Origin of the sequence: Lysinibacillus sp. JK80, from assembly GCF_027557635.1 — a bacterium.
GTDB classification, from domain to species: domain Bacteria; phylum Bacillota; class Bacilli; order Bacillales_A; family Planococcaceae; genus Lysinibacillus; species Lysinibacillus capsici.
In genome coordinates this window covers 1,557,822-1,577,679 of record NZ_CP058997.1, presented here as the reverse complement: position 1 = coordinate 1,577,679, position 19,858 = coordinate 1,557,822, and the positions used below count along the sequence as shown (strand labels likewise).

Here is a 19,858-nt window from a genome sequence, read left to right as displayed (position 1 = left end):
CGATGGGAATGGGTGAGATAATCGTGGACAATGCAATCAATTTATCTTTTGAGGAAAAGTGGGAAAAGATTATAACATGTGATCAAACCTATGATGGGCTTTTTTATACAGCGGTTAAAACTACTAAGATTTATTGCCGTCCTTCCTGTAAATCCAGAAAGCCGAAAAAGATGAATGTTGAATTTTATGAAGATATCCAAAAAGTAGAGGCGGCTGGCTATCGGGCATGTAAACGATGTCAGCCTGAAATCGAACATTCCCCACACACGCAATTGATTAAAAATGTCACGACTTTTATTATGAACGAATATAAACAAAGAGTGACTTTACAGGATATGGCGGAGCATGTTGGCCTCAGTCCCTTTCACCTTGAACGACTATTTAAACAAGTGACTGCTGAGACGCCTCGAACGTATTTAGAGAAAATCAGAATTGATAAGGCTGCCCATCTATTAAAACATACCGACTTTACAAATTTAGAAATATGTTATGAAGCTGGCTTTCAAAGCCCATCTAATTTTTATAAAGTTTTTCGGCGGCTGAAAAATTGTTCGCCTACAGAATACCGTAACCTATCGTAGCAGGGGGACATGATATGAAATGGACAAACGATGTTGGCTATTTAGTTATCGAGTTACCACAAGCATTTAATTATAGAGAGTGTTTGCAGTTCTTAAAGCGCTCACATCACGAAATACTTCATCATATAAAGGATGATGTGCTCTACAAATTATTGAAGATTGATGAACAATTTATTTTATGTGAAATAACTGAACAAGCACATAAAATAATAGTAATATTTCCAATGAAACAGCCAGCTAGCCATGAACAGGCGATCATCGCACAATATATCGCAGAGTGGTTTGATTTAACAAAGGATTTGCAGGGGTATTACCAGATGGCTGAAAACGATCAAATCCTAAAGCCACTTGTGAAGAAATATAACGGATTACGGTTAATCGGGATTCCTGATTTATTTGAAGCATTAGTTTGGGCAATTATTGGTCAACAAATAAATTTAACTTTTGCCTATATGTTAAAAAAGAGATTTGTCGAGCATTTTGGAGAATATGTTTACTTTGAGGGGCAAAGCTACTGGCTGTTTCCAACGCCAGAGAGAATAGCCGTTATTGAGGTAGATGATTTAATCCACCTCCAATTTACACGGAGGAAATCAGAATACATTATTGAAATTGCCAAAATTATCGCAAGCGGACAATTGACAAAAAATTTGCTGTGGCAACAAGAGGACTACGAAGCCATGAAAAAACGATTAATGGACATTCGAGGAATTGGTGCATGGACAGCAGATTATGTGCTTATGAAATGTCTGCAACAACCGACAGCATTTCCTATAGCAGATGTAGGTCTACATAATGCTTTAAAAATACAACTAGCATTAGAACGAAAACCAACAATTGAAGAATTAAAGAACTATGCGGAACATTGGCAAGGCTGGCAAGCTTATGCCACCTTTTATTTATGGAGGTCACTGTATGAAACGGTATAAATTAGATTATTCATCACCAATTGGGATTATAGAAGTTGAGGGAAGTGATACAGCAATTGATGCCATTAACTTTGCAGAGCGAGAGCAGGTCGTCAATGCTCCTCAGCAAGACACACCTGAAGTTTTACTAGAATGTGTTAAGCAATTGCATGAGTATTTTCTAGGTGATCGTCAGGAGTTCTCGTTTCCTTATGTTTTTCGAGGTACAGATTTTCAACAAGCTGTTTGGCATGTTTTACCGAGTGTAGGATTTGGTGAAACGGCTTCATACAAGGATATCGCCATTGCTATTAACAATGAAAAAGCTGTAAGGGCTGTTGGTAGTGCGAATGGTAAAAATAATATCAGCATTGTTGTGCCATGTCATCGAATTATCGGCTCCAATGGAACGCTGACAGGTTATGGAGGCGGGATGTGGCGCAAAGAATGGCTGCTTCAGCATGAGCAGACACATAAAAAATCATCCAAGTAACGCCATTCATCAGAGTACGTCATTTCGCCATTTGTACACAGTATAAAAAAGAGGTTATTGCAAAAAATAAGACCGTCAAAATGGCGGTTGTAATGACTAGTCTTTGTCATTTTATCGCTTCTTATGACACCTCCCTGCTAAGAAATATAGCTTGGAGTATTGAAAATAAAGGAGGTGTACACATGAGCGTGCTTTATAGAATCGCCTTAGTACTAGTTATTATAGGTGCAATCAACTGGGGACTCATTGGATTCTTTAGATTTGATTTAGTGGCTTATTTATTTGGTGGACAAACGGCGGTCTTATCTCGTTGGGTTTATGCACTCGTTGGTCTTGCTGGGCTAATTTCGATTCCAATTCTTGTAAAGCGATTTGAAGACGAGGATGATGTAGATACATTTACTCGTATGGATAGAAATCCTAGCTATGGCATGGAGGCTGGAGAAGAAACAGACTTCTCAGAAGTAAGAAAAACGGAAGAGAAAAAAGAGAACAAATAGTTAAACTGTAAAAACTAGTGACCATGTTTTCGCGTCAGTTTTTTCAAAATATTCGCGTAGCTATTGACTACGCGAATATTTATTTTTAAGGATTAGTCCTGATTACTTGGAAATGCAAAAGAAGATGTAACGTCATTCCCTTGTTCTATCCATTTTTCTGAAATGGTTTTCGCTTTTGTGAAGAAACGTACTTGGTCAGGTCCAAACATATGCCCCTCACCAAATCTTGATCGTTTCCAGCCACCAAAGTTATGATAGCCTACTGGAATAGGAATGGGTACATTGACACCTACCATACCTACTTCAATTTCAGTGGTAAACTTTCGAGCTGCTGCACCATTGTTCGTAAAGATGGTTACACCATTTCCTAATTCATGGGCATTAATAAGGGCTATAGCTTCCTCTAATGATGCCACGCGGACGACATTACGTGCAGGTCCAAAAACCTCTTGTTCATAAATTTCCATTCCAGGCTTTACATGATCGAGTAATGTAGGTCCAAGATAGAAACCGTTCGATTGTTTGGAAATTTCTGGATTTCGCCCATCGCAGACCAGTGTTGCGCCTTCTTCTAGGCTACGATCGATATAGCCAATGATGGCATCCTTTGATTGCTGAGTAATGACTGGTCCAAAATCAACTTCGTCATCTGTATAGGGACCCACTTTTAATTTGGCAATTTTATCGGCAAGAATACCCACTAATTTATTGGCTGTATCCTCCCCAACAGGAATAATGGTTGACAGTGCCATACAACGCTGGGAGGCAGCTCCATAGGCAGCACCTAAAAAGGCATTTGCTACATGCTCTAGGTCAGCATCTGGCATAACCACCATATTATTTTTACCTCCCCCAAGTGCTGTAACACGCTTCCCATGTTTAGAGGCTGTAGCATAAATGGCTTCTGCAACTGGCGTAGAGCCTACAAAGGAAATCGCTTCAATGGCAGGATGGCATAACAGCTCATTAACAGCATCTTTGTCTCCATTAATAACAGTCCAAACCCCATCTGGTAAGCCTGCCTCTTTCCACAGCTCTGATAAAAATAATGCTGAGCAAGGAACCCGCTCTGACGGCTTCAGAATCACACAGTTTCCTACAGCCACCGCCATACTTGTAATTGCTAGCGGTACCATGACAGGGAAATTAAAGGGGGAAATAGCCGCTACAATGCCTAATGGTTCTTTCAGAGAATAGGCATTGATATGACCACCAACATTCACCGAATACTCTCCTTTAAGTAAATGGGGGGCATTGATAGCTAAATCAACAGATTCTAAACCGCGAGTAATTTCGCCCTTGGCATCCTCAATCGTTTTGCCACTCTCTGTACAAATCATATCAATTAGTTCATCGATATTTTCTGTTATGAGTTGGCGGAATCTAAGGATAATTTCAGCTCGTTTACCAACTGATAAGGCACGCCAAGCAGGAAATGCCGCTTGGGCAGCAGCAATCGCTTCCTGTACCTCTTGTTTTGTTGCCAAAGGTACGCGAGCAATGACAGTACCTGTGCTTGGATTGTAAACATCTGAAAACTGACCGCTTTTCCCTAGAACTGTTTGTCCATTGATAAAATGACCTAAATCCTGTATGTCTGTATTCGTTACCATTTAGCTATTCCTCCTACAGTTTAATAGAATGTAAGGCTTGTACAAATTTTTCAACAATGAAATTCGTCTCATCTGAGGAAATAATCAGAGGAGGAGATAAGGTTAACACATTATTGAAACCTGCCACGGTTACCCCATTTTTCCCAATGATTAATCCTTGTTCCTTACATTGTGTGATCACTTTGTTCACAAGTGTCATGTCGAGCGGTGTTTTGCTATCTTTATCTTGTACTAGCTCTACGCCAATTAATAAGCCTTTCCCACGAATATCCCCAGCATTCGGGTGCTCCTTTAATTGCTCCTGTAATGTAGTGAGTAATGTAGCACCTAGTGCAGCCGAGTGGGCAAATAAATTTTCCTTTTCCATTATTTCAATATTTTTTAATGCGACCGCACATGCTGCTGGTGATCCACCGAATGTGTTGACATGACGGAAAAAGTCATATTCCTCAGTTCCAGCAAACGCCTCATAAATTTCACGACGAACAGCTGTAGCAGACAGTGGCATATAAGCGCTAGTTAAGCCTTTCGCCATAGTCACAATATCAGGCTGGATGCCGTAGTTTTGGAATCCAAAAGCTTTGCCTGTACGACCAAAACCACAAATGACTTCATCGACAATGAGTAGTGCGCCATGCTTCTCACAAACAGCTTTAACTCCTTGTAAGTAGCTGTCGTGGGGCATAATTACACCACCGCCAGTAATAATAGGCTCCATAATGACTGCTGCTATGGAATCTGACATTTCCCAAGTCATGACATGATCGATTGCTTGGACGGATGGTAATGCACAAGGGTCCTTACTTTGAATATGGTCTTCATTGGCACGATAAGCGTCAGGTGGAGTGACATGTAAAAAACCTGGTGCCAGTGGCTCATATTTATATTTTCGTTGAGCTTGTCCAGTTGCTGCAAGAGCACCCATCGAGCTACCATGATAGGCCCGGTAACGAGAAATAATTTTCGTTCGATTGACGTGACCTTTTTGTTGATGATATTGTCTAGCTATTTTGAAGGCTGCCTCATTTGCCTCGGAGCCACTATTGGAGAAGAAGACGACATAATCATCCCCTAAAAGCTCATTAATTTTTTCACTTAATTGAATAGCAGGGATATGCCCAACAGATAATGGGGTATACGTATTTTCTAGCAATTGCTCATAGGCAGCTTTGGCAATCTCCTCACGTCCATAGCCAACGTTTACACACCATAAACCTGCCATTGCATCTAAATAGCGCTTGCCTTCAATGTCAGTAATCCATGCCCCTTTAGAGGATTGGACGATCATTGTTGCATTTGGATTGTAGGGCTTCATAGAATGCCATACGAATTGTTCATCTTTTACTTGCCAATTGGGACTTGTTACATTTGTCACGAAGCTTCACTCCTTCTAAACAGGTAGTTGATTAGCATGCATATGTTTTCCTCAGATGTGGACAACAAAAATGCGCAGTCGCCCCCATTTGTACTTTATATGTATGCTTCAAGAATTTTAGAAGGAGTATTTAATGAGAAAGATAATTCAGTTAATTTAAAGTTGTGACAGGCTATTGATGCATTAACACATCCTCAATTAAAAAGGCAATATACAAATTAGTCTTCGTAAAGGGATTGCTTAAGTCCATATCTAATAGCATTTCAATTTTCTTGATTTTATAGAGGACGGTGTTTCGATGTATAAATTGACGTTCACTAATCCTGCTTGTACTGCCATTTTCCTCAACAAAAATACGTAAAAAAGGTACATAGTCTGTCCCATGTAGTTCATCATAGCGATAAAGTTGTCCTAAAATATCCTGACTAAACGATTTCATTAGGGGCTGATTTTTCACAGCCATCAATATTTTATAGGCACCGATTTCTTTGTATTTATACAAATAACGATTGTTATGAAGCTGTGCTAAATGGATGACGGTTAAGGACTCATCATAGCTTTGGCGAACATTTTCTAGCTCTTTATGAAAGTTACCTTTGCCGATAATAATATCCAAGTAACCATTTTTTAGCGTGATTTTTTCATAGATTTCTTCCACAACTTTTGAGAAGGGTATATTAGGTGTATTGATTTGTGCTTTATCAATTAAAAAGATGAGGTGATTTTTATGCTTTAATTTTAAGAAGCGTTGATAGCGATTTTGAAAAGCGAATTGGATCATGACCTCATAACGGTCAATAGCTGCTTTGGAGCCAATGGTTGTACAAGTTATGATCGCTAATTCTCTTCCTTGAGGAAATCCTAGCTGTGCTAGTTGATCTTTCATTGTGTTAGTGTTTTGTTTGTAATGAAATAGTAGATTGAAAAGAACCTTTTCTTCGATAGAAAGCTCTTGATGGTGATTGGCAATAAATTGAAAGGTAGTTTTTAATAGATCAGCAATGCGATAATTCCATGGCATTTGAAAAATAGGGAAATCATGTTGATTGGCAAAAGAGATGACGGCTTCTGGAATGCTAGGAATGAATGGTCCTGTATTAATGATAAAGCCAGCTACTTTTTTCGTGTATGCCTGTTTGACAAGATGTTCCAAGGAGTCTTGCTGCGCATCTAAATTAATACCTGTTGTGACGACTAATTCATTGGGTCTACAAAACATGATTAAATCACTGCTTTCCACAACATTAATACCAGTAACTCTGCGATACGTACCACTATGTCCAGCGACTAATGTGAGCATTGGGAAATGAACTCCCTCTACAATTTTACGAATCGTCCCCATACGTTCCCCCTTAATTATGAACATAACTTACCATATATGATGTGCAGTTGCACATATTTTTTTAGTTTACTATCCATATCTCACAAATTTTATCTATTTTAGAATGTTTATTAACTACTGTGAAAGAGAGGACTTGCATATGTATAAATGTAATAGTAGACGATTGCAAGAGTTAATTGAACAATTTAGTCAATTTGGGGCCACCGAAAATGGTGGCGTCACACGTTTGTCTCTTTCGAATGAGGATGTATTAGCAAGAAACTATTTTTGTGAGTGTTGCAAAACGTTAGGAATGGATATTCAGGTGGACGATATGGGCAACATTTACGCCACTCTTCCTGGTAAAAAGAATGTGCCACCCATTGTCATGGGTTCCCATCTAGATTCAGTAGAAAAAGGTGGAAGATTTGATGGTGTGTTAGGTGTACTAACAGCGATCGAGGCCATTCGAACAATAAAGGAAAATGATATCGAAGTGGACATTCCTCTTACGATTGTCAATTTCACGAATGAAGAAGGGGCACGTTTTGATCCAGCCATGATGAGTTCAGGCGTCATCACCTCGAAATTTGACAAAGAAAAAATGCTCCAATCTACGGATAAAAACGGCATTCGTTTTCAACAAGCTTTACAAGCAAGTGGCTATGAGGGAGAGCAAGCCAATCGTCTGAAGGAGGCACTTGCTTATATTGAATTGCATATTGAACAAGGGCCAGTATTAGAAGCAAAACAGCAGGAAATTGGTGTGGTTGAAGGTGTGCTAGGCATGGTCTGCTATGAAATTACAATTAGTGGGCAATCAAACCATGCAGGTACAACCCCAATGTCAATGCGTAAAGACCCAATGATTGTGGCATCAACCATCATTAAAGAGCTATATGAACAATTAGGAAAAATTGACGAACAACTTGTTTTTACTTTTGGTCGTATGAATGTTTCCCCGAATATTCATACCGTCATCCCAAATAAGGTGACATTTACAATTGATTCACGTCATCAAAAGCCAGAGGTCATGCAACAGGTTGAGGATATTCTCAACGCGCTACCTGAGACAGCGGGCGGATGCCATATTCAGCCTGTCAAGTTATGGGGCAGAGATACCGTGCATTTTGATAGTGCGATTTGCAATGAAGTAGAAAGAGCTTGTCAAAGCTTTGGCTATTCATCTCATCGTATGTTTAGTGGCGCTGGACATGATGCACAGTATATGGCAAGTATGGTTCCTTCCGCGATGATTTTTGTTCCAAGCATTCAAGGGAAGAGTCATTGTGAAGAAGAGGAAACAGCCTTTGAAGATTGTGCAAAGGGCGCAGATATTTTATTGGAGACGGTGTTAACGCTACAAACGAAGTTTAGTATGGGCGAAACATATACACTGCATTAACTATCAAGCATTCTCTAATTTTTCGATGAAGGGTGAGAGGCATAGTGAAAAAAATCATTAAAGGTGGACGAGTAGCAACTGCTGCTGATGTATTTGAGGCAGATATTTTAATTGAGAACGGTAAAATTGTTCAAATTGGACAAAATTTAACGGATGCTGGCGCTGAAATTATTGATGCTACTGGCAAGTACGTATTGCCTGGTGGCATTGATCCCCATACGCATTTAGACATGCCATTCAATAACACGGTGACGGATGATGACTGGAAATCAGGCACTATTGCAGCGGCTTTTGGTGGGACAACTACTATTTTAGATTTCTGTTTAACAGCAGGAGAAGAAAAATTATCGACAGCCGTAGAGAAATGGCATGACAAGGCAAAAGGGAAGTCTGCTATTGACTATGGCTTCCACTTGATGATTGGTGATCTAACACCTGAAACCGAAGCTGAATTACCACAATTATTAGAGCAAGAGGGCATTACTTCTGTCAAGGTCTTCATGGCTTATGCAAAAGAATTTCAAGCGACAGATCGTACATTATTTAAAGCCTTTAAAATCGCTAAGGATCTTGGTGCGATAGTAATGGTCCATTGTGAAAATGGCTCTGTTATAGATGAGCTAGTAGAGGAGGCAAGACGTGCTGGACATAAGGAACCGATCTATCATGCACTAACTCGTCCAGCGGAATTGGAGGGAGAGGCAACAAAGCGTGCTATCGAATTAGCGCATATAGCTGGTGCGAAGCTCTATGTGGTGCATGTGACATGTAAAGAAGCGGTAGATGAAATTATTGCCGCTCGTGAAAAGGGCTATGATGTTTATGGTGAAACATGTCCACCGTATTTAACGCTCGATCAATCCGCATTAGCGCAACCAGGCTTTGAAGGAGCCAAATATGTTTGGTCACCGCCACTTCGTCCTAAATATCATCAAGAACATTTATGGAATGCCTTAAAGGCAAAACAGCTACAGACGATTGGCTCAGACCAATGCTCCTTTAGCTTTAAAGGTAAAAAGCAATTAGGCTTAAATGATTTCTCGAAAATTCCAAATGGCGGACCATTCATTGAAGACCGCTTCAGTATCTTATACTCTGAGGGCGTGGCAAAAGGCAGAATTTCCATCAATGAATTTGTTGATATGATCTCTACTAGTGCCGCAAAAATATTTGGCTTATTCCCGCAAAAAGGAACGATTGCAATTGGTTCAGATGCGGATATCGTCATTTTTGACCCAGAGGCACAGCGTCAAATTTCAGCTAAAACACATCATATGAATGTGGACTATAACCCATATGAAGGCTGGGAGGTAACAGGTGAGCCTGTTAGTGTACTCGTACGTGGGGAATATGTCATTAAAAATAAAGAATTTGTAGGTGTACTTGGCAGTGGACGATACATTAAACGTCCATTAAAAACAGTAACTGCGGAAGCTCTAAACATTTAGCTTCCTACAGGATAGGACCGATTGTTTTGACTGGAGAGCAAAACAATCGGTTTCGTAATTAGGGTACGGAAAAAATGAACACATGAGGGGGATGTGGAAATGGTTCCGATTCAAGAAAATGCAATGACCGTGCAGCTTAGACGTAATTTTGTGGAATTAAAAGGTAAGATGACAAAGAATGAGGCTATTGAGGAAGCCAATCGTTGTTTGTATTGCTATGACGCACCATGTATTAAAGCATGTCCAACAAGTATTCAAATACCAAATTTCATAAAAAAAATTGCATCTGGTAATATGAAGGGTTCGGCTACGACTATATTAGAAGCAAACCCAATTGGTGCAAGCTGTGCAAGAGTTTGTCCAACGGAAGAATTGTGTGAAGGGGCGTGTGTCTTAAATTCTTCAACAAAGCCAATTAAAATTGGTGAGTTACAACGTTATGCAACGGATTGGGCAATGGAAACCAATGCTCAGCTATTTAAGGCAGGTCCACATAATGGACAGAAAATAGCCATTGTAGGGGCAGGTCCTGCTGGTTTATCGGCAGCACGTGAGCTCAGTCGTTTAGGCTATCAAGTAACTATTTATGAGGCTGAAGCGAAGGCGGGGGGCTTAGGAAGCTATGGGATTGTAGCATTCCGATTACCAAATGATGTCGTAGATTGGGAAGTAGAGCAGATTGAACAGCTCGGTGTGGACATTCAAACGAATACAGCTGTAGGTGAGGATATTTCTGCTGATGAAATTTTGGCTCAGTATGACAGTGTGATTTTAGCTGTCGGTATGGGTGCTGTCCCAAATTTGGGCATTGATGGGGAAGAATTAGAAGGGGTACATGATGCCATTGAGTTTATTCGAAAAACAAAAATGGGACCGCTTACAAATGATATTGTAGGGAAACGAGTAGCCGTAATCGGTGCTGGAAACACGGCGATAGACGGTGCTACAAGTGCGGTGCGTTTAGGCGCAGATAATGTACAAATTCTCTATCGTAGAACAGAAAAAGAAATGACAGCATACAAATTTGAATATGAATTTGCCAAGCAGGATGGTGTGGAATTTAAATGGCTAACTGCACCTAAAAAAATTATTGGCAATGAAGTAGGAAAGGTGACAGGCATTGAATGTGTGAAAATGAAGCTTGGTGAGGCAGGTCCTGATGGTCGACAACGCCCTGAAGAAGTAAAGGGCTCCAATTTTATCATTGAAGTGGATGCTGTTATTAAAGCCATCGGGCAAACTCGTTTTGTATCATTAATTGAAGCCTTTGGTTTAGCTCATACAAATGGTGTCGTAGACATTGATGAGACAACAATGCAAACGTCCAATGACAAAGTATTTGCATGTGGAGATGTTGTCTTTGGTAATGGACAGGGTGAAGCGATGGTAGTGACCGCTGTACAGCAAGGAAAAGATGCAGCATATAAGATTCATGAATGTTTAAGAAAACCAAGTGAGATTGCATAAAGTGAACCTTCAATCAGGGAGGCTCTTCCTCCACTGATTGTTAGATTCACCAATCGGGTTTATACAGGCTGTTAATCCCCCATCTGAATGATTACATTAGCCTATGTTTTGAAATGGTGGTCATACAGCCTGTATCTGGCACTATGCTTTCAGTTGACAAAAGATTGTTAGTACGGATAGAGGGGGAACTTATATGGCAGACTTACGCATTAATTTAGCGGGCATCAAATCGCCGAATCCATTTTGGCTAGCATCTGCTCCACCAACGAATTCAGGCTATCAAGTCCAACGTGCATTTGAAGCGGGCTGGGGTGGCGCAGTTTGGAAAACGTTAGGAGAACCGATTTTAAATGTGTCTTCCCGTTTTGCAGCAGTTAGCTATAATGGCCAACGTGTGGCAGGCTTTAACAATATTGAATTAATTACGGATCGACCATTAGAAGTGAATTTACAAGAAATTTATGAGACGAAAAAGAAATTTCCTAATCACGCAATTATTGCCTCGTTAATGGTGGAACCAAAGCAAGAAAAATGGCATGAAATTGTGAAACGAGTAGAAGATGTGGGGGTTGATGGTCTTGAGCTTAACTTTGGTTGTCCACATGGGATGGCAGAACGAGGCATGGGTTCTGCCTCTGGTCAAGTCCCTGAATTGGTGGAAAAACAAACGTACTGGGTAAAGGAAGCGGCGCGTACACCTGTTATTGTTAAACTAACGCCCAACATTACGGATATTACCGTGACGGCGGAAGCGGCAACACGAGGTGGAGCAGATGCTGTGAGTATGATTAATACGATTAACAGTTTAGCTGGTGTTGATTTAGATTCTTGGAATACAGTACCACATGTGGCTGGAAAAGGAGCTCATGGGGGCTATTGTGGTCCAGCAGTTAAACCAATTGCACTGAACATGGTTGCAGAATGTGCTCGTAATCCATTAGTCAATGTACCGATTTCGGGCATTGGGGGGATCTCCAATTGGCAAGATGCAGCGGAATTTATTTTAATGGGTGCGACAGGCGTACAGGTATGTACAGCAGCAATGCATCATGGCTTTAGTATTGTGGAGGATATGATTGATGGGCTGAATAACTACTTAGATGATAAAGGTCTAGCTTCAGTCATGGATTTAGTTGGTCGCTCTGTACAAAGGTATTCAAACTGGGGTGATTTAGATTTAAATTATAAAATTGTCGCAGAAATTAATAATGATGTTTGTATTAATTGCAATAAGTGTCATATTGCTTGCGAGGATACATCCCATCAATGTATTGACCTTTATACGGAGGATGGTCGCCCAATGCTAAAGGTTCGTGAGGAAGACTGCGTAGGCTGTAATTTATGCTCAATTGTTTGTCCTGTCGATGGAGCCATTTCAATGGTTGAACGCCCATCTACAATTCCGCCAATGACATGGAATGAACGCCAATCACTTCTTAGCAGTCTATCAAAATAAAGGACCGTTGTTCATTTTTGAATAAAGATTAAAATCGAAATTCCACCTTCCTTCAGCATTTTGGGTGAAGGAAGGCACTTCAAGTAGGTTGTCACGGAAATTAGAAAAAAAGGAGAGAAACATTATGGAACGTGAAGGGAATTATTTAAAATCCCCAGATTTACTTCCAGTGACACATCAACAAAGAAATATTGGAACATTTGGTTTTGCGGTGATTTGGATAGGAATGGCAATTGTATTAGCAGCTTTTGCCATTGGTGGTTCGGCTATCATGAATTTATCCTTACCAATGGTGATTGTGGCAACATTGGTAGGTTCTTGTTTAATTGGCGTCTTTATGACGTTAATTGGTGACATAGGAATAGAGCATGGATTATCTTTCCCTGTTTATATGCGTGCACCATTTGGCACATTCGGTACTCATATACCTTCCCTTGTACGTGGTGTTACAGCTGCCTGTTGGTTTGGTTTGAATACGTATTTTGGTGCATTAGCGATAAACGGAATTTTAAATTTATTGTTTGGCTTTGATAATTGGTTTATCTGCTTCCTTGTGTTTGCAGCGCTTCAACTCTTTAATACATCTCTTGGTATTAAATCCATTGAGCGTTTTGCTGATTTAGCAGCTCCTGTCATTATTTTAATTTCTTGTTGGATGTATTACACATTGGCAGATAATGCAACATCTCAGGGAAAAAATATTTGGACGTGGGTGGAAACCCCAACAACAGGCTTCGCTGCTTTTACCGCCTTTATGGTAGTGGTGATGGCAAATATGGGCTTTTGGGCAACCTTAGCAGCAGATATGCCATCCTTGTCACGTTTCTTTAAAGCACCCAAAAATGAGCGTAATTGGTTCAAGCGTAATAAAACACAGCTTGTAGGCTCTTTAATTGTCATGCCCATTACAAACACATTCATTGTTACGATTGGTGCAGTTTGCTATATGGCAGTTGCCTCGGCAGACCCAATTAATGCCTTACAGCAAAGTGCAAGCGGCTTTATTCTTGGGATTCTATTGCTGATGATTGTATTAGCACAATGGTCGACAAATACCTCTGCCAACGTTGTACCAGCAGCTACTATTTTCTCTAATATCGGTGGACCGAAAGTGCCATTCTGGGTAGGGGTAGTTATTGCAGGGATTATTGGTATTCTTGCACAGCCTTGGAGTCTATTTGATGTCATGGTCAATGTCCTATTAATCATTGGCGGTATTTTAACAGCGATTGTAGGTATTTTATTTGCTGATTACTACCTGATTCGTAAACGGCGCGTACATGTCAAAGAGCTTTATGAATTAGATGGGCAATTTAAATATTATAAGGGCTTTAATATGGCTGGATTAATCGCTTGGGTAATCGGTGGTGCAGTTGCCAATATATTTTCAACTTACTCTTCTTTAGTAGGGTTCGCTGTAGGCGCGATTGTATATTATGTATTAGCGAAGTATTGGTGGTTTAAAAAGTATCCACAAGCTGAGCTAGATGATCCAAGTGATGCCAAATATTTAGGAATTACAGTCGGACATAATTTAGATGAAATATTTGGCCAACCAGCAGCTCCAGCGGCGCTCCCAGATGAAGATGAACTGGTGGAGCAACCAGATCCTCTGTTAGAGATGAAGGGTGCCGAGTAAGTGAGACAACATCAAGACATTTTCAAAAGAAGGTGAGGTGATGGCATGTCTGAATTCCAACAAAGCACAGAGGAAATTCAAAAAGTAGATCATTATTTAGATAGTGGCTTTAAAATCAAATATGTCTACGAGAATTTAAGTGGGATGTTTGTAGAATTTGCTCGTCAAGAAGAAGTGACATTGCTACAAATTCTAACAGCAGATGCACGTAAATACTTCTCTGCAAAATTACAGGAACAAACTTTATTACAATAACGAAGTAAACTCTATTCCTTTCGACTTGAACGGAATAGAGTTTTTTGAATTTTCTGATTTAAATTATGTTGAAGTAACATCATATTTCGTATAAATCGTCGTTATTACCTATTTTTTGTTATTCTATTAAAATAGCAATATTTTTTGTTTTTCCTAAAAATACATTTGTCTTTTTTAGAAAAATTGATTATTATTTTAAAGTAAAAACATCGTAGAAAGAACATCAGGAAAAGAGGCGTTATGGAGTGGCCAATAAGGAATTGAAAAGAGGATTAGAAGCACGTCATATTCAAATGATTGCACTTGGCGGTACGATTGGTGTTGGGCTATTTATGGGCTCAGCAAGTGCTATTCAATGGACAGGACCTTCTGTACTCCTTGCCTATGGTATTGCAGGTATTTTTATTTTTTTCATTATGAGGGCAATGGGTGAGATGCTTTATATGGAGCCAAGTACAGGCTCTTTTGCCACATTTGGCTATAAATATATTCATCCTTTAGCAGGGTATTTAACAGCGTGGAGTAACTGGTTCCAATGGGTTATTGTTGGGATGTCTGAAATTATAGCAGTAGGAACGTATATGCAATATTGGTATCCAGAATTACCAGCTTGGATACCTGGTCTAATTGCAATGGTGATTTTGGGTGTGGCGAACTTCATTTCTGTCAAATCGTTTGGAGAATTTGAATTCTGGTTTGCGATGATTAAAATTGTTACGATTATTTTAATGATTATTGCAGGGGTCGGACTCATCTTCTTTGGCTTTGGCAATGATGGAATAGCAATCGGCTTATCCAATCTTTGGAGTCACGGTGGCTTCTTTACAGGTGGCTGGACAGGATTTTTCTTTGCCTTATCTTTAGTCGTTGCTGCCTATCAAGGGGTGGAGCTCATTGGGATTACTGCAGGAGAAGCAAAAAATCCTCAACAAACGATTACGAATGCCATCCAAAGCATTATTTGGCGTATTTTAATTTTCTATATCGGTGCAATCTTTGTCATTGTTACAGTGTATCCTTGGGATGAGCTTGGCACAATTGGTAGTCCTTTCGTTGCGACATTTGCTAAGGTAGGTATCACAGCTGCTGCAGGTATTATTAATTTCGTCGTCATCACAGCTGCAATGTCAGGATGTAACAGTGGAATCTATAGTGCTGGACGTATGTTATATACACTTGCTATGAATGGACAAGCACCAAAATTTTTCGCAAAGCTTTCTAGTAATGGTGTGCCTTTATTTGGAACAGCGGGCGTATTAGTTGGCTTAGTCGTTGGTGTTATTCTAAGTTATATTGCCCCTGAAAACTTATTTGTTTATGTGTATAGTGCAAGTGTTTTACCAGGGATGATTCCATGGTTTATCATTTTAATAAGTCAAATTCGTTTTAGAAAAGTAAAGGGAGCGCAGCTAGCAAAGCATCCTTTTAAAATGCCGTTCGCACCGATTACAAACTATGTAACAATCATCTTTTTAATCATGGTACTAGTCGGCATGTGGTTCAATGATGATACACGCGTGTCATTAATAGTGGGCATTATTTTCTTGATTCTCGTAACCATTAGCTACTACGTATTTGGTATTGGTAAAAACCGATACAGCAAAGATTCTATAGAATAACCTTTAAGGATGTATCTCTAATTGGGATGCATCCTTTTTGTATGGCTATTTTTGCTAGCACAATTTTTACATAATTAAATGATAAAAAGGCAAACTACTAAAAAATGAATGATATGGACTGGTATTTATCGGAACAAAAGGGGTGGAGCAAAAATGAACGAGATACCCGAGCAGATTGTCACTAAATTAAAGCAGGAGATTAACGAAGTCGATGACGTAAAACTGAAAATGATCGCTACAGAAGAAGGGGATGTGACGGTCATTTATTTCTCCTCACTCATCGAAAAAATGACCTTACAAACCATGGTGACGATTCCACTAGCTAATAATTTGAAACAAATTTATCAAATGGCTCAATATGTGGACCCGAAAGATGTGAAAGGTGTCGTTAAAAAATTGAATGCTGGGCAAACCCTTCTTTTTTTTCACGAAACCAACGCCCTATTAAGTATCGATACGTATAGTGCGCCTACAAGGGCCATTACGGATACGGAAACAGAGTCGACTGTAATCGGTCCACAGGATGCATTTACAGAATCACTGGAAACGAATATATCGTTAGTGAGAAGACGGATTCAAAGCTCCATGCTAAAAAATGAAAACCGAATTGTTGGGTCAGAAGCCAATATTAAAATATCGATTATGTATATGGATAATATCGTGAGCCATGAAAATTTAGATGATTTAAGAAACCGTATTGACCAGGTAGATTATCCGTTATTTACGGATATATCCGTGTTGAAGCAATTAATTGAGGATAATCCATTATCGCCCTTTCCTCAATATTACATGACAGTCCGTCCAGATAGTATTTGCCGTTATCTTCTGGATGGTAGAATCGTCGTTTTTATGGATAATAGTCAACTAGCCATTGTCTGTCCCACTTCTTTTTTTGAAATGTTCGTGTCGATTGAGGATTACTACAACCGTTGGACAACAGCATCTTTATTAAGGATGCTGCGCTTTTTTGGTTTTTTCTTAACGATCATGATTACACCAATGTATATATCAGCCTTAACCTTTCATCCAGAAATTTTGCCATACGAATTATTACTAAATCTTCAAGAATCAAGAAGTAAGGTACCTTTTCCACCACTGATTGAGGTATTATTTATCGAGCTTATAATTGAAGTCTTACGAGAAGCGGGCTCTCGAATGCCTGCCAAAGTCGGACAAACCATTGGTATCGTAGGAGGTATTGTAATTGGTACAGCGGCCGTAGAAGCTGGATTACTCAGTAATATACTCATTGTGTTAGTCGCTACCTCAGCACTACTTTCCTTCTTACCGCCCATTTTCTTAATGAGTAATACTAGCCGATTTATTCGTTATATTTTTATCTTATCAGCAGGTTTATTTGGCTTGTTTGGACAGATGCTCGCCTTTGCGTGGTTAATCCACCATTTATTAAGTCTCAAATCCTTAGGAACGCATTATATGACACCTGCTATTCCAAGAAAGCCAAGCGATTTATTGGATAGTGTCATCCGATTTCCAACTAAATATATAAGAAGTAAGACCGGTATTTCAAAAGTACAGAAAAAATAGTGTCAGAATGAGAATGAGGTGGTTAACTTTGAATACAACAAAAGGAAAGGTGTTAAATCGTTATCATGTCATCTTCTTAGCGCAAAGTATTATGATTGGTACCGGTATCCTTTCGCTCCCTCAGAAATTAAGTCCTATGGGCTACACACAATCATTTATGCCTCTACTCTTTGGTGTGATTGCTAGCCTGACACTATTTGCGATGGTATGGCTTTGTTCAAAGTTTCCCAATGATGATTTATTTCGAATGAATGAAATATTATTGGGAAAATGGCTCGGAAAATTTATAAATCTACTCGTCATTATTCAATTTATTGTTTTTAGTGCAGGGATTATTAGTAATTATATGCACTTAATTCAAAGTACAGCATTGCAGGAACAAACCATCACCATGCCTGTCCTTTGCTTTTTACTGCTACTTATTTATATTGTAAGTGGGGGTATTAAATCTATTGCACGATTTTGTATAATGACATTTTTTATTACCATTGGATTATTCTATTTTACGCGCTGGGCCATTGAAAAAGGTGATCCAAGTCATTTTTTACCTCTCTTTAATTTTACGCCTAAGGAATTTTATGAAGCGTTAAAGCAAGGATATTTTTCTATCCTTGGTTACGAATTAATTCTATTTTATTTTCCATATATCATCGATCAAAAAAAAGCATTTCGTCATTCCTTAATCGGTATTTGGATTAGTATATTTTTATGCTTTATCACAACAGCTATTAGCGTCATGTATTATTCAGAGTGGCAATTAAAAAATGTAGAGTTTTCAGTATTAAACCTATTTAAGGCAGGAGAATTTACCTTTATTGAGCGAATCGATATCATTGGCATTACGCTTTGGGTTTTTCTAATCTTATCCTCGATTACAGCCTATGTATGGTGTGCAAAAAGGGGTATGGATACCTTCCTTAAAAAGAAAAAGCAAAGTTATCAGTTGTATATCATCGCCTTGATCATTTTCTTTATTGTAAAAATGCCCTTTTCGCGTGAATTCCAGGAAAAATTATTTATGGCAAGTAACTATGTAGGCTATGTGCTGGTAAGCTGGCCAGTGTTTTTAATCCTGATATATGTTATTCGAAAAAAGCAGGTGCAGGTATGAAAAATAAACGTCTATGCATCATTTCTTTTTTGATTTTCGTTTTCCTTGCAGGCTGTTCTAAAAAAGAAATAAAAGTTCCTCTAGAGGATGTTGGGATGGTAGACTCGATGGCTTTTGACTATATCGATGAGAACCAGATGAGACTCACAGTAGCGATCCCCCAATATTCTCCAGACGCAGAAAAAGACACACAAACTTTTTCTATCACAACAGATTTAGTATCAAGCGGCATCGTGGAAATAGAAAAGCAATCCGATAAGAAAATAGTCTTCAATCAATTGCGAGTTGTCTTAGTAAACGAAGATTTTGCGCGGAAAGGGAATGTTCGAAAAATCGTTCAGCACTTATATCGCAATGCGGAAGTAGGTAATAAAGTATTGATAGCTGTTGTGAAGGATAATGCGGAAGCGATTTTAAAAGGTGATTATCCTGATAAGCCAAGTATTAATTTTTATTTGAACAATCTATTAGAGCCGAGTATCAATACTGCTTTTAATCCCAATACCAATATTCATGATTTTATGTACTCGATTACAAATCCTGTAGTTGATACAGTATTACCCTATGTTGAAAAACGAGGGGAGAAATTAGAGATTAAAGGCGTTGCCATATTTAAAGGGAATCAGATGCATGAATTAATTAAACCTGAGGAAGCACTAGTTATTCAAGCTTTAAGTGGACAGAAAAATCTTGCTCCTTTGCACCTTGATTTAAATGCGGGACATGGAGAAGAAAAGGTAATGATTGATTTAATCGAGAGCAGTGTGAAAAAAGAGAGTAATAAAAATATGGAATCACCCAAATTAACGATTTTCTTAAAAATAAAGGGTACTTTAAGCGAATATAAGGGAGAAAGAGAATCACATTTATTTACAGTTGAAAGTATAAGTGATTTGGAAAAAGATGTGAATAAACAGCTGGAACAGGATATTAATGAATTTTTAGCGCGATTAAATAAAACAGAGGTAGATCCAGCTGGCTTAAGTGAAGAATTTAGAATGTATCATCATGGAAAATGGACATCGAAAAAAACAAGAGAGCTTATTAGAAAATTAGACGTGAAGGTCCATGTAGAAACGTCCATTATTAGTACAGGTACTTTAAAATAACAGCAAAGAC

The 19,858-nt window shown here is 39.0% G+C and carries 17 protein-coding genes; 14 read left to right on the top strand and 3 right to left on the bottom strand.

Annotation, left to right across the window (positions count from 1 at the left end; genetic code table 11):
- Window positions 1-23 precede the first annotated feature (23 nt).
- The 4 genes from HXV90_RS08370 to HXV90_RS08355 all read left to right on the top strand — a co-directional run bounded on the left by HXV90_RS08370 (window position 24) and on the right by HXV90_RS08355 (window position 2,482).
- On the top strand, window positions 24-581 hold the full coding sequence (locus tag HXV90_RS08370; protein ID WP_269898801.1) for a bifunctional transcriptional activator/DNA repair enzyme AdaA: 558 nt from the start codon (window positions 24-26) through the stop codon (window positions 579-581).
- Between the two features lie 14 nt (window positions 582-595).
- Window positions 596-1,510, top strand: coding sequence for a DNA-3-methyladenine glycosylase family protein (locus HXV90_RS08365; RefSeq protein WP_115673431.1), 915 nt, complete (start codon window positions 596-598; stop codon window positions 1,508-1,510).
- The gene (locus HXV90_RS08360) at window positions 1,497-1,982 is read left to right on the top strand and encodes a methylated-DNA--[protein]-cysteine S-methyltransferase (protein WP_112117680.1); all 486 of its coding nucleotides are present in this window, start codon (window positions 1,497-1,499) and stop codon (window positions 1,980-1,982) included. The genes HXV90_RS08365 and HXV90_RS08360 overlap by 14 nt, the downstream gene beginning before the upstream one ends.
- A gap of 182 nt (window positions 1,983-2,164) precedes the next feature.
- Window positions 2,165-2,482, top strand: coding sequence for a DUF378 domain-containing protein (locus HXV90_RS08355; protein WP_048389879.1), 318 nt, complete (start codon window positions 2,165-2,167; stop codon window positions 2,480-2,482).
- 92 nt (window positions 2,483-2,574) lie between these two features.
- Here the strand turns inward: HXV90_RS08355 and HXV90_RS08350 are convergent, their stop codons facing one another.
- From HXV90_RS08350 to HXV90_RS08340, 3 genes are all read right to left on the bottom strand, one after another.
- Window positions 2,575-4,095: a CoA-acylating methylmalonate-semialdehyde dehydrogenase gene (locus HXV90_RS08350; RefSeq protein WP_269898800.1), complete on the bottom strand. Its 1,521-nt coding sequence runs from the start codon at window positions 4,093-4,095 to the stop codon at window positions 2,575-2,577.
- A gap of 13 nt (window positions 4,096-4,108) precedes the next feature.
- Window positions 4,109-5,470 carry an aspartate aminotransferase family protein gene (locus HXV90_RS08345; protein WP_269898799.1) on the bottom strand — a complete coding sequence of 454 codons (1,362 nt, stop codon included), beginning with the start codon at window positions 5,468-5,470 and terminating at the stop codon, window positions 4,109-4,111.
- A 172-nt stretch (window positions 5,471-5,642) separates the two neighbouring features.
- Window positions 5,643-6,812 carry a PucR family transcriptional regulator gene (locus tag HXV90_RS08340; RefSeq protein WP_048389885.1) on the bottom strand — a complete coding sequence of 390 codons (1,170 nt, stop codon included), beginning with the start codon at window positions 6,810-6,812 and terminating at the stop codon, window positions 5,643-5,645.
- Between the two features lie 139 nt (window positions 6,813-6,951).
- Between HXV90_RS08340 and HXV90_RS08335 the strand changes: the two genes are divergently transcribed.
- The 10 genes from HXV90_RS08335 (at window position 6,952) to HXV90_RS08290 (ending at window position 19,848) form a co-directional block, all read left to right on the top strand.
- Window positions 6,952-8,196 carry a Zn-dependent hydrolase gene (locus HXV90_RS08335; protein WP_009370856.1) on the top strand — a complete coding sequence of 415 codons (1,245 nt, stop codon included), beginning with the start codon at window positions 6,952-6,954 and terminating at the stop codon, window positions 8,194-8,196.
- Between the two features lie 44 nt (window positions 8,197-8,240).
- Window positions 8,241-9,644 carry a dihydropyrimidinase gene (gene hydA / locus HXV90_RS08330; protein ID WP_048389890.1) on the top strand — a complete coding sequence of 468 codons (1,404 nt, stop codon included), beginning with the start codon at window positions 8,241-8,243 and terminating at the stop codon, window positions 9,642-9,644.
- A 99-nt stretch (window positions 9,645-9,743) separates the two neighbouring features.
- Complete coding sequence (locus HXV90_RS08325) at window positions 9,744-11,111, top strand: NAD(P)-dependent oxidoreductase (protein WP_269898798.1); 1,368 nt, start codon at window positions 9,744-9,746, stop codon at window positions 11,109-11,111.
- A gap of 193 nt (window positions 11,112-11,304) precedes the next feature.
- Window positions 11,305-12,567: an NAD-dependent dihydropyrimidine dehydrogenase subunit PreA gene (gene preA / locus HXV90_RS08320; protein ID WP_048389894.1), complete on the top strand. Its 1,263-nt coding sequence runs from the start codon at window positions 11,305-11,307 to the stop codon at window positions 12,565-12,567.
- A 124-nt stretch (window positions 12,568-12,691) separates the two neighbouring features.
- Window positions 12,692-14,206 (top strand): NCS1 family transporter, encoded by a 1,515-nt coding sequence (locus tag HXV90_RS08315; RefSeq protein ID WP_257961405.1) that lies wholly within the window; start codon window positions 12,692-12,694, stop codon window positions 14,204-14,206.
- Between the two features lie 45 nt (window positions 14,207-14,251).
- Window positions 14,252-14,461, top strand: a complete 210-nt coding sequence (locus tag HXV90_RS08310) for a hypothetical protein (protein ID WP_016995612.1) — start codon at window positions 14,252-14,254, stop codon at window positions 14,459-14,461.
- Between the two features lie 245 nt (window positions 14,462-14,706).
- Window positions 14,707-16,080: an amino acid permease gene (locus HXV90_RS08305; RefSeq protein WP_257961404.1), complete on the top strand. Its 1,374-nt coding sequence runs from the start codon at window positions 14,707-14,709 to the stop codon at window positions 16,078-16,080.
- 153 nt (window positions 16,081-16,233) lie between these two features.
- Entirely contained in the window at window positions 16,234-17,628 is a 1,395-nt protein-coding gene (locus HXV90_RS08300) for a spore germination protein (RefSeq protein ID WP_269898797.1), read from the top strand.
- Window positions 17,629-17,656: 28 nt separating this feature from the next.
- Window positions 17,657-18,739, top strand: coding sequence for a GerAB/ArcD/ProY family transporter (locus HXV90_RS08295; RefSeq protein ID WP_054550732.1), 1,083 nt, complete (start codon window positions 17,657-17,659; stop codon window positions 18,737-18,739).
- A complete protein-coding gene (locus HXV90_RS08290; protein WP_269898796.1) occupies window positions 18,736-19,848 on the top strand; it encodes a Ger(x)C family spore germination protein in 1,113 nt (370 codons plus the stop codon). The genes HXV90_RS08295 and HXV90_RS08290 overlap by 4 nt, the downstream gene beginning before the upstream one ends.
- Window positions 19,849-19,858: the final 10 nt, after the last annotated feature.